Source organism: Paenibacillus sp. FSL H8-0261 (assembly GCF_045040645.1).
In the GTDB taxonomy this organism is placed as follows: Bacteria; Bacillota; Bacilli; order Paenibacillales; family Paenibacillaceae; genus Paenibacillus_AQ.
The window spans coordinates 1007841-1020082 of record NZ_CP150297.1; the positions used below are offsets into that span (position 1 = coordinate 1007841).

A 12242-nucleotide genomic window follows, 5' to 3' on the forward strand; every position below is an offset into this window, starting at 1 on the left:
TTGTTTTGTTTGAACGATTATAATTAGTGTATACCTAACGAATGGATAACAAAATACCAAGAATAACAAGTGGATTCAATGAAATGCTAGAAGAGGTATGTTATTTTGAAAGATGAATAGGCTTACAAAACTTAAGCAGACGCTTTCGAAGTGAGTTTTGTACGAAGTCACTTGGAGAAGCATATGCTCTACAAAACTTTTAGCAATTAGGAGGATATTATGAAACATCTAGAGATGAATCTTGCGAAGTGGGAATTTAGAAGCTGTGGTGACGAGGAGTGGCTTCCGGCTACTGTGCCAGGCACGGTCCATACGGATTTACTGAAGAACGGAAAGATTGAAGATCCCTTCTATGGAACAAATGAACATAACCTACAATGGATTGATAAGAAGGATTGGGAATATCAAACCACTTTGCAGCTTGGTGAAGAGTGGTTGGAGCTTACTTGCACAGAACTGATTTTTGAAGGTCTTGATACATATGCTGACGTGTATGTGAATAATGTACATGTGCTCGCTGCAGACAATATGTTTTTGGCGTGGAGAGTGGATGTTAAAGATCAGTTGAAGAATGGTGAAAACCATATACTAGTGAGATTCCGCTCTGTAGTTAAAGAGGATCTACCTAAGCTAGAGAAGCTGGGGTATGCGTTACCTGCACCGAATGATCAATCCGAGCTTGGGGGACTAGAGGAACAGCGGATTAGTGTTTTTGCCCGCAAAGCACCCTATCATTACGGCTGGGATTGGGGTCCGCGTTTCTTGACCAGTGGAATATGGCGTAAGGCGGCCCTTAAGGGACGTGATTCAGTTCAAATCATAGATCTCTATATCCGCCAAAATGTGATCACAAAGGAAGAGGCTCAATTAACCGCAATTATTGAAGTAGATGCTCCTGCGGCATGGCAGGGAATGCTGCGAATGAGTGCTGATGGTCTAGAGTCGATGCAAGCGGTTTCCTTAAAGAGTGGCAAGCAACAAATAGAGATGGATATCGTGGTAGATCAGCCGCAGCTCTGGTGGTGTAGAGGGCTGGGCGAGCCTCATTTATATACATTCCAAGCGGATTTGGTGAAAGGTAAGGAAGTTGAAGTTAGCAAAAGTGTAAGAACCGGTCTCCGCAGCATTCAATTGATTCGGGAGCATGATGCGAAAGGGGCTTCATTTTCTTTTGTACTGAATGGTGTGTCGGTCTTCGCCAAAGGTGCCAATCATATTCCGAATGACAGCTTCATCACAGAAGTTACCGAAGAGCGGTATCGGCATGAAATTGCCACGGCCGCAGAATCAAACATGAATATGCTGCGAGTGTGGGGTGGCGGTTTTTATGAAGAGGAGATATTTTACAAGCTCTGTGATGAATACGGGCTGTTGGTCTGGCAGGACTTCATGTTCGCTTGCAGCATGTATCCGGGAGATGATGCGTTTCTTGCGAATGTGAAGAAAGAAGCTGAGTATAACGTCAAAAGATTGCGCAATCATCCCTGCATCGCCCTATGGTGTGGCAATAACGAGATTGATTCGGCCTGGTCACAGTTCGAGGAAAATATGGGCTGGGGCTGGAAAGAAAAACTCAGCGCGGAGCAAAGAGCTACAATGTGGGCTGATTATGAGGAAATATTCCACCGGATTCTACCGGAGGCTGTAGCCGCGTTCCATCCAGGTGTGGACTATTGGCCGTCTTCACCGATGCGGAATTTGACTGGAGATATGAATCAACACGCGACGCGGATTGTGGGCGATGGGGATGTGCATTACTGGGGCGTGTGGCACGCGATTGAGCCTTTTGAGAATTATAATACCAAGGTTGGCCGCTTTATGAGTGAATACGGATTCCAGTCGTTCCCGGAACTAAAGACCGTAATGAGCTATGCTGAAGAGCAGGATTTGGCGCTTACCTCAGAGGTGATGCTGGCTCATCAGAAGAATGGACGCGGAAATCTGCTGATCAAGGAATACATGGATATGTATCTGCCGCAGCCGAAGGATTTTAAAGCATTTCTGTATATGAGTCAAATCCTGCAGGCCGAAGCGATTCGAATCGCGATTGAAAGTCACAGAAGAAATAAACCTTACTGTATGGGCACTTTATACTGGCAGATGAATGATTGCTGGCCGGTCGCCTCTTGGGCGGGGATGGATTACAACGGACGCTGGAAAGCATTGCAATATACCGTGCGCTCAAGCTTTCAAGATGTTCTGTTGTCTATTGACGGTACCGACCACGAGCGGATTGACGTTCATGTCGTATCTGATTTAAGAACAGTAGTCACCGCTGATTTGGGGCTTAAATTGTATCAGTTTAACGGTTCGGTACTGCGAGAGTGGACATATCCCGTTGAGCTGGGAGCCGATTCAGCGGCTATCGTATTCTCGTCTCCAGTGACGGAACTGTTAGAAGGTCATGGATCGAACGATGTATTGCTTGAGATCAGCTTGCAGGCTAATGGCGAGATGATAGATCGTAAGGTGCACTATTTTATCCCGGAAAAAGAAATTCGGTTGCAGCGTTCAGTAATTAACATAATGGAAACTCCAGATAGCGGAGGTCTAAGCTTCACTGTGACAAGCGATGTATTAGCTAGAGGCGTATACCTGACCTCAGAAGATGAAGGAATATTCTCTGACAATTACTTTGATCTTCTCCCAGGGCAGCCCAAGACGATAACGTTCTCGGAACGCGGGAACGATGGAAGGGACTGGATTCCAGGCGCTCCTAAGGGATTGAAGGTTCAATCGATGGTTGATTTTGTGAGCGAAGATTTACTGTAAATCTTAAGAAGAGATAATTTATTTCAAAAGGAAACAAGCCATGAGCTCGGCTCTTGGCTTGTTTTTTGTGTGCTGGTATAAATGATATTTTTCCTATTCATACCCCGTTCATGTTAACGTCATGGGGAGTACATCTTCATTGGTTAGTCTTACCTTAGCAGTCGGATAGGGCAGTCCAATACACAGAGGATGACAGGAGAAGATACGAGTGAAAATAAAAGAGGGAATAACAACAAAGATGGGTACGAGAACAAGTAAAATACTAAACATGATACTTAAAGTAATAGGGGCAATAATCATAGCAATCATGCTTTTTCTCGCCATCGTATATACAGTTAATCTGATCAGCAACAAATCGGAACAAAGAAAAATAGAACCCTATGGTCAGTTAGTACCTGTAGATGGGAAAAATATGAATATTTTGATTCAAGGACAAGGCGAAGAAACAGTTGTGCTATTACCAGGCTATGGTACAGCAGCACCAGCTCTTGATTTTAAAGCATTAATAGATGAGCTATCACCGTTTTATAAAGTTGTCATGATTGAGCCTTTTGGGTATGGATTAAGTGATCTGACCAAAAAGGAGCGCAGCACAGAAAATATTGTAAGTGAAATTCATGAAGCTTTACAGGGTCTTAATATTGACCGTTATATTCTAATGGGCCACTCCATTTCAGGCATTTACGGACTTGATTATGTTAACAAATATGAAAATGAAGTAAGTGCATTTGTCGGGCTCGATAGCAGTGTTCCATCGCTAAGTGAGAGGAAGATTGAATCTTCGGCATTAAGAACTTTAAATCTACTCAAAAAATCAGGTCTCGTCAGACTGCAAATGAAACTAAGTGCTGACCCCATTGCTGAACTACCGTTAGATGATACAACAAAAGATCAAATAAGAATGATTAATCATAAAAACATATACAATCCAACCCAATTAAATGAAGCCAGAAGTATGTATTCTAATTTTAAAACAGCTGAAAGTTTAACCTTCCCCAAAAATCTTCCTGTAATTTTCTTTGTGCAAGCGAATCATCCAGCAACGGATAGATGGATACCAGAGCATGAAAAGCAAGTAAAAGACTCTGTACATGGAAAAGTGCTGACATTTGAAGAAGGTCATTATTTATATCGTACTAAAGCAAAAGAAATCGTAGAAAACTTCAGAGTATTTATGGAAAAGGCTAAGTAAATGACTGTTGAGCCGAACGAACTTCAGGGTTTTCTCTGATTGTCGTTCGGTTTTTTCTCGTTTAAGGAATTATGATCCAAAAGCCTGACGGTACTTTACGGGGGACATCCCCTCGAACGTTCTGAACACTTTAATGAAATAGCTGGACTGGGCAAAACCGGACTGAGTCGCAACCTGAGCAATGGAGAGTCCAGTAGAAACCAGTAGAAGCTTGGCTCTGGCCAGTCGACAATCCGTTAAATAACGGTTTGGTGTTTTGCCCATAACCATTCGGAACAGCCGTAGAAAATGATAGCTGCTATACCCGGTTAGTCTTGCCATCGACTCCAGTGACCAAGGACGGGCACATTCGACATGAATGATATCTGCGGCACTGCGGATAGACTGCCTGACCTCGTGCGGTACTGAGCCGTGAAGCGGTTCGGAATTCTGTAGCAATTTCACTAGAAGCTCATACAGAAGCGCGGATAGCCTTGGCTCACTACGTGTTACATAGGAAGCGCTCAGCAAGTACATTTCCTCGAATAGCTCGTCCAGCTTAGCGTCCAAATCAAAAGTGAACAGGTATGCACTAGACTGGTCCACTTCTTCTAATAAGGGGAGTACAATTTGAGTGCTAAAATGAACCCAACGAACATCCCAAGGCTCTCCGGGATCAGAGCCGTACTGCTGGTAGGCCCCTTTAGGGTAAAGAAACCCTCGTCCTCTGCTCATCGGAATACGTTCGCCCTCATGGAATACATAACCCTCCCCACCAAAGATTAAATGCAGGTTATAGCTTCCCAGGAATCCTTCACTTCTTCTCTCGGTATGCTGTGGAAAGTGACTGTAATGTCCCAAAAATTCAGGATAACAGACATATTTTGAAAAAGCTGGCGTCGACAAATACCATTGTTTCTTCATGTTATATGGCACTCATTTCTGTCGCGCATCAGAGCGCTAGTTGGATTAAGGTAATTAACGCAAGATAGTTATATGATCGCAATATTTTGTTATATAAGCCTTATTAATACTGATACTACAATAGAATTATGAAATACTGAAAGCATATTTTTAATACTTTGGAGGTAATCATGAAGAAACCTGTCGCAACAGAAAAATTCGAGCTTGGCGTCTGTTATTATCCGGAACACTGGCCGGAAAGTATGTGGGAGGACGATTATCGCCGGATGCGAGAACTAGGCTTTACAATCATTCGGATCGGGGAGTTTGCTTGGTCTATTTTTGAACCAGTCCAGGGTGAATTTCAGTTCGGGCTCTTTGATCGGGCGATTGATTTAGCTCATAAACATGGTCTTCAGGTTGTGCTCGGTACGCCGACGGCAACACCTCCAGCTTGGCTGACCCATAAGTATCCAGAAGTATTAAACGTGACGTATGAAGGTGTTACCCTTCAGCATGGCATGCGCCGTCATTATAATTACAGTAGCCCAAAATACCGTGAGCTGTGTGCTCGGATTACGGAACAGATGGCTGAACATTATGGCAATCATCCAGGTGTGGTCGGTTGGCAAATTGATAATGAGCTCAACTGCGAGATCAGTGAATTTTATTCAGAGAGTGACCATAAGGCTTTCCGGGAATGGCTGCAGCAGAAATATGTCACGCTTGAGCGGCTAAACGAGGCTTGGGGGGCTGTTTTTTGGAATCAGAGTTATAGTGATTGGTCTCAGGTGTATCTTCCGCGTCCTACCCCGTCACCCAAGCAGCCCAATCCCCATCAGGCTTTGGATGAAAAGCGGTTTATATCGGATAATACGATTTCTTTTGCCGAAAACCAAGCGGACATCATCCGTAAACTTGCCCCTAAGCAGTGGGTAACAACGAACGGTCTGTTCGGGCATCTCGACAGCCATGAACTGACGGATGAATTACTGGATTTCTTCAGCTATGATTCCTATCCGCAGTTCTCGACTATTTTTTATGATCCGAATGAGCGGAATCCGCTGAATGACAGAGGCTGGGGACTTTCATTATCTGTTGTCCGTTCTATTTCCCCTAATTTCTGTATTATGGAGCAGCAGTCGGGACCGGGTGGCTGGGTGAACCGGATGGATATGCCATCTCCGAAGCCGGGACAGATGCGGTTATGGACCTATCAATCGATCGCTCATGGCGCAGATATGGTACTTTATTTCCGCTGGCGGACAGCCACGATGGGCAATGAAATTTATTGGCATGGCATTAACGACTACCATAACCAGCCGAACCGAAGAGTACGGGAAGCGGGACAGATTGGTCAAGAGCTGGCGGGGGCAGGGCAAGCACTTATCGGCACCCGTAATCAGGCTAACGTTGCTATTGTTCGTGATTATGCTAATGAGTGGGATGGAGAGTATGATGTGTGGCATGGTCCATTTATGTGGAAGAGCAATAAGGAGTGGTACAAGGCACTCCAGCGGAAGCATATCCCGAATGACGTACTCTATTTACGCAAAAAGACGACGCTGAAAGAGCTCGCACGGTACGATGTGCTTATCTATCCTCACCCGGCAATTATGACAGATGAGACAGCGTCGCTTCTGGATGAATACGTTCAGCAAGGTGGAAAACTGATCTTCGGATGCAGAACCGGCTATAAGGATGAACGCGGCCAATGTTATATGCGTCCTTTCCCAGGTGCTGCTAGGGATCTATGCGGGATCACAGTCGAAGAATTCACAATGGTTAAAGGTAGTCGTCAGCCAACGGCGATTAGCTGGTCAGGTGCGGCCGAAGGGGTTACTGGAGCAGATGATTTTAATGATATTCTCCGGATTGAGGATGATTCGGTCGAAGTCATGGCGGTCTATGCTTCGGATTATTACGCTGGGAAGCCAGCAGTTACGAGAAATCGTCGCGGCAAGGGCGAGGTTTGGTATTACGGAGCAGTCTTTAATGAACAAGCAGCGTCCATAATCATAGATCAAGTCGGCCTGCAGTCGCCAGTAGATTGGCTGGTGCTCCCTGAAGATGTAGAGCTGCAAGTTCGTAACGGGACTTCTTCCAGTTATACTTTTTTGCTTAATTATAGTGAAGCTCCTGTCGCGATCCATCTTCATGAGACCAAAATGGATTTACTGAGCGGGACAACGTTATCGGGTGAGGTTACTATGGAAGGCTTTGGTGTATTGATATTACATTAACGCTATGAATAAATAATGATATTAATGGAGTTGCGTATTAGAGAACTAATATGTAACTCTATTTTTTTATAGAAGATATTCAAAAGGATACTTTTTAAATATAGTTATTAATTCCAACAAAATACAACGAGCAACAGGTACAATATAAAGAATATTCTAGATTTGAAGGAGGGAAGTCTTATGATCATTGAAGCTGAGAAAGTATTGCTGCAGTATTCGTTCATCGATCCCATCATTGAATTCATTAGACATAATGAGAATATTACATTTAAAGTGACCGACAAAACGGATAACAAGAATTATTTGTTACGTATACATAAACCAATATCGGAAGGGTTCTCAGGCTTACAACATACCCGAGATGGATTACAGGCAGAAATGTTTTTTCTGCGAGAAATCGATCAGAAGAACATACTAAAAGTTCAAAGACCTGTTCTAAATCAAAAAGGGGAACTGGTTACTGAATATAGTTCAGAGCAATTTGGTACTAGTTTGGCCACTCTTTTAGAATGGATCGAAGGCTCGACGCTAACCCAAGATGAAGATAACATTGAACAGATTGTTTATAGATTAGGTAGAAATCTTGCCAGTCTACATGAATTCTCACGAACGCTAATGCCCTTGGAGTTACATAGACCTGTATACAATGTCACAAAGATTGATGAAACTTTAATAGAACTTGGAAAGGGAACAGACAATGGAGCCCTTAATCAGGAGGATTACGAAGTTATTAGTAGCGTTCTACTCGTAGTAAAAGAACAATTAGCAGAACTAGACGCTAGGGACAACTCATGGGGATTCATTCATGCTGATTTTCAACTGGGCAATGTCGTTGTGTCAGAACAAAATCCTATCTTAATAGATTATTGTTTATTTGGTTATGGTTACTACTTGTTTGATTTGGGCTCTGCATCTTCCATGTTGAAAAGTGAGCTCCGCAAAACGCTTTTGGAGGGTTATGCTTCTAAATCAAGCTTTTCGCTTGATGAGATTCGGTACATTGAAGGACAAATATTTATGGATATTTTTATTAGTTACGTATTTTTTATTCATGACTCTGAGAGGAACGGTTGGATAAAAGAGCATGCCTCCAAAATATGCAGTACCCTATGCCTCGATTTTCTTGAGGAAAAAGAGGTATATTATTCGTTTTAACGATGGTGTGATATTCTAATGGGGAATGAAAAATGAAGGGACTGAACTATGCGCAGAGATCATTATTTTTAAACCAACTATTAAAATTTAATGGAGGTAAAAATAATGTTAACTACAGAGTTACACACAGAACGAGTACATTTAAGAAAAATGAAGGTATCGGATTCGCCAAGTTTGTTTAAAATTTGGTCTGATCCAGAGGTTACCAAGTTCATGAATATTGATAGTTTTACTGATGAAATTCAGGCAAAAGATATGATAAAACTTCTTGATGAATTTTCTCTAGATAACAAAGCTATTCGTTTCTCTATAATTGAAATGGAATCCAATGAAATCATAGGTTCTTGTGGTTTTAACTCCTTAGACTTTGAAAATGAGAAAGCAGAGATTGGATATGACATTGCTAGAGCATTTTGGGGAAGAGGCTATGCTTCAGAAGCTATAAGTGCTTTGTTAGATTACGCATTCTCAACTTTGAAGCTGAATCGAATCGAAGCAAAAGTGGAACCCGAAAACGTGAATTCAGTAAAAGTCTTGCAAAAGCTGAACTTTATGTTTGAGGGAACCTTAAGAAGGTATGAAAGAGTAAACGGAAAGTTTATAGATCTCAATATGTATTCAAAATTAATAACAGATTGATTATTTAATCCCAGAGGTTATATAGGTCTCCATAAGGAATAAAAACTTATACACTATAAATATAGGAGTTGACCAGATGGAGACAATATTAACAGAGGAAATGATCTTGGATGACCTACTAAAAACATTTCATCGTTTATTCGGTTTGAATGTAATTGAAACTACTTCGATAAAACGAGGCTGGTTAAACTTAAAGTGGAAAGTTACGACGGATGCAGGGGAATTGTTACTTAAACAATACAATAAAGAAAGATATAAATTATATAAGTCAGAGGAGATATTGTTAGCACTCTCTCAACAGATTAGATTGTATGACCAAGATCTAGCGTGCCCCAAAGTGTTATCACAGAATGAAAGTATTTTGCTTGAATCTGATAATGGAGAACGCTTCCTGGTGATGGAGTATTGCAAGGGAAAACTAATTTCACCAGGTAAAATCAATGTCCATCAAATATATGATTTAGGTCGAGCAACAGGAAAAATGCATCGATTGTTAAATGACGGGACACTTGGCATTAAAAATAGTCCGCAATTTATTCCTCCAAGTCGTGAGGAGCGCTTAGCACATTGGAACTCCGTTTGGGAAAAGACTAAGGGACTTGGTAAACCTCAGCTGCTTGCTGAGATAGAAACTCAATTTAAAGCTACTGAAGAAATGAATATAGAACCACTCGAATTACTTCAAACAGGATGGGCACATCGTGACCTTTGGGTAGATAATCTTTTATTTAATGATAACGGATTATCTGCAATTCTAGATTTTGATCGACTAAAATATGACTATCCGCAGCTTGATGTAGCTCGTGCTGTGATATCATGTGCCTTAGATGATAATTTAGATGTCTCCCTGGCTTCGGCGTTTATGGAAGGGTACAGTGAGGAACGCGACGTGGTAGAGGGCTATTTAACACATTCATTACAGTTGTTGTGGTATATGGAAAGCACATGGTGGATTAATGCTAACATGGATCAACATAGTGTACCGCCAGCTCGCTTTGCGAAGGAAATGATTTGGCTTGCAGAAAATCAAAAAAATATGTCCGCTTTGTTAGGAAATCTTTAGACAGCGTAAAATTAACCACTATTCGTTAAGCTAACGGGTAACTATTGCTCAACTAAACAGCGACAGTCTAGGGCTTTGTCTCCACGTCCATGACTGCCGCTGTTTCTATTATTGAGGTAATTCGATAAGAACAAGACTTTTTTCCCCATAATCTACATTGACTTGGGTTTGTCTCACCCCTATGATGATTATTAATATAAAATAAATGGCACGAAGAGGAGCGAAACATCATGGCTTTGGAGATCGAACGCAAGTTTCTGCTGCCGGAATTTCCGGAGCAGCTTATTCAAGAAGGCGAATTGAAGATTGTGACCCGGCATAATATCGATCAGACCTATCTGGCGATAGACGGCGGACAAGAGCTGCGTGTGCGTAAAATTACGGATCTGGACTCAGGTGAGGTAACGTATACACACACGTTTAAGGATGGCAAAGGGATCAAGCGCGAAGAGATCGAATATTTTATCTCAGAGGGTTTATATAATCAGATGATTGAGGCGGTTAATGCGGTAGCCTTGGTCAAAGAGCGGATTACGGCGGTGTGGAATGGCACAACGGTTGAGATCGACGTCTATTCTCAGTTGAAATTGTCCGTTCTGGAGGTTGAATTTGAATCTTTGGAGGAAGCGGAAAGCTTCAAGGCGCCGGAATGGTTCGGCAAGGATGTCAGCACGGAACGGCAGTACAGCAACAAAACCGTCTGGAAAGAGCTGCAAAATAAGACAAAGAATTAACGGACTTTAGCGCGTAAACGTGGTAGTATATAGGGAAAACAGGCAACGATTAAGTGAAACTTATATTTATATATAGTATATGAGGGGTTCAGGAGGATGAGCATGAAGTATATAAGCACAAGAGGCAATGTGGAACCTAAAGGCTTTATCGATACGGTGTTGATGGGACTTGCCGATGACGGCGGATTGATGGTTCCTTCCGAGATTCCTGTCGTTTCAGCAGCTACTTTAGAAGAGTGGAGAAGTCTTAGCTATCAGGAATTGTTCCTGAAGATTTTCGCCTATTACACTAATGATGAGATTCCTTTAGAAGATTTGCAGGACATGGTCAATACCAGTTATGGCAATTTCCGCACGCCAGAAGTAACGCCTATTCACCAAGTGAATGATTCCCTGTATGTATTAGAATTGTTCCATGGCCCTACTTTTGCCTTCAAGGATGTAGCACTGCAGTTTATGGGTGAGCTGTACTCGTATATTTCCAAAAAGCAGAACAAGATCATCCACATCCTCGGAGCAACCTCGGGGGATACTGGGGCGGCTGCGATTCAGGGTGTCCGCGGCAAAGAAGGAATTAAGATCTGTATTCTTCATCCGCATGGTAAGGTTAGTAAAGTGCAGGAGCTGCAGATGACTACGGTTGATGACAGTAATGTACTGAACCTGTCTGTTCATGGTAACTTTGATGATTGCCAAAAGGTGATTAAGGATCTGTTCGCGGATCTCGACTTTAAGAGTCGCTATCATCTGCGTGCGATCAACTCCATTAACTTTGTACGTATTCTGGCGCAGACTGTCTATTACTTCTATGCGTATTTGCATGTCGATGGCAGCAGCGAGAAGAAGATTAACATCAGCGTGCCTTCCGGCAACTTCGGTAATATTTTCTCCGGATATTTGGCGAAGCAAATGGGATTACCAATTAACAAACTGATTATTGCTACGAATGAAAATAACATCTTGGAGCGTTTCGTGAACACGGGTGAATACAAACCGGGCAGCTTCACAAGCACATACAGTCCTTCGATGGATATCCAAGTGGCGAGCAATTTTGAGCGTTATCTATATTATTTGGTAGGCGAGGATTCCGAGAAACTATCCGCGTATATGTCCAAGCTGCAAACCGAGGGCAAGATTACGGTTGAAGGCGAGGCGCTTCAGCAGGTGCAGAAGGATTTTACAGCGCTTGGCGTGAAGAATGATCAATGCTTGAATACAATTGCTAAGTATCAAAAAGAATATAGCTACCTACTTGATCCGCATACTGCATGTGGAATCGCAGCTTACGAAGCTTTTAATGGCTCGGATGAGATTGGGATTACCTTCGCGACCGCACATCCAGCTAAGTTTGATGAGGCGATTACTCTGATTGACATTAAGCAGGAATTCCCGGCACAAATTAAAGCGTTGTTCGAGATGCCACAACACCAAACCGTAGTGGATCATGACAAGGATGAAATTGTGCGTCAATTGCAGGCTTTTTATAAATAAGTTGTAAATCCATATGGCTCAGCAGGCTCCTGTTCTTAAGTTAAGAATGGGAGCCTTTTTTAACGTTTCAG

At 42.4% G+C, this 12242-nt stretch carries 9 protein-coding genes; 8 read left to right on the top strand and 1 reads right to left on the bottom strand.

The window, feature by feature from the left end; genetic code table 11:
• The first annotated feature begins 219 nt into the window (after positions 1 to 219).
• Positions 220 to 2772, top strand: coding sequence for a glycosyl hydrolase 2 galactose-binding domain-containing protein (locus tag MHI27_RS04420; protein WP_405175688.1), 2553 nt, complete (start codon positions 220 to 222; stop codon positions 2770 to 2772).
• Between the two features lie 238 nt (positions 2773 to 3010).
• Positions 3011 to 3964 carry an alpha/beta fold hydrolase gene (locus MHI27_RS04425; protein WP_405176691.1) on the top strand — a complete coding sequence of 318 codons (954 nt, stop codon included), beginning with the start codon at positions 3011 to 3013 and terminating at the stop codon, positions 3962 to 3964.
• Positions 3965 to 4033: 69 nt separating this feature from the next.
• Here MHI27_RS04425 and MHI27_RS04430 read toward each other — a convergent pair whose 3' ends face one another.
• Positions 4034 to 4867, bottom strand: a complete 834-nt coding sequence (locus tag MHI27_RS04430) for an AraC family transcriptional regulator (RefSeq protein ID WP_076299088.1) — start codon at positions 4865 to 4867, stop codon at positions 4034 to 4036.
• Between the two features lie 170 nt (positions 4868 to 5037).
• Between MHI27_RS04430 and MHI27_RS04435 the strand changes: the two genes are divergently transcribed.
• The 6 genes from MHI27_RS04435 (at position 5038) to thrC (ending at position 12171) form a co-directional block, all read left to right on the top strand.
• Positions 5038 to 7089, top strand: a complete 2052-nt coding sequence (locus MHI27_RS04435) for a beta-galactosidase (RefSeq protein ID WP_405175689.1) — start codon at positions 5038 to 5040, stop codon at positions 7087 to 7089.
• A gap of 180 nt (positions 7090 to 7269) precedes the next feature.
• Positions 7270 to 8244 carry a phosphotransferase enzyme family protein gene (locus tag MHI27_RS04440; protein WP_405175690.1) on the top strand — a complete coding sequence of 325 codons (975 nt, stop codon included), beginning with the start codon at positions 7270 to 7272 and terminating at the stop codon, positions 8242 to 8244.
• A 90-nt stretch (positions 8245 to 8334) separates the two neighbouring features.
• Positions 8335 to 8883: a GNAT family N-acetyltransferase gene (locus MHI27_RS04445; protein WP_405175691.1), complete on the top strand. Its 549-nt coding sequence runs from the start codon at positions 8335 to 8337 to the stop codon at positions 8881 to 8883.
• A gap of 76 nt (positions 8884 to 8959) precedes the next feature.
• Positions 8960 to 9946, top strand: coding sequence for a phosphotransferase (locus tag MHI27_RS04450; protein WP_405175692.1), 987 nt, complete (start codon positions 8960 to 8962; stop codon positions 9944 to 9946).
• Between the two features lie 230 nt (positions 9947 to 10176).
• Positions 10177 to 10680, top strand: a complete 504-nt coding sequence (locus MHI27_RS04455) for a CYTH domain-containing protein (RefSeq protein WP_076283838.1) — start codon at positions 10177 to 10179, stop codon at positions 10678 to 10680.
• 102 nt (positions 10681 to 10782) lie between these two features.
• Positions 10783 to 12171 carry a threonine synthase gene (gene thrC / locus MHI27_RS04460; RefSeq protein ID WP_405175693.1) on the top strand — a complete coding sequence of 463 codons (1389 nt, stop codon included), beginning with the start codon at positions 10783 to 10785 and terminating at the stop codon, positions 12169 to 12171.
• The last annotated feature ends 71 nt before the right edge of the window (positions 12172 to 12242 follow it).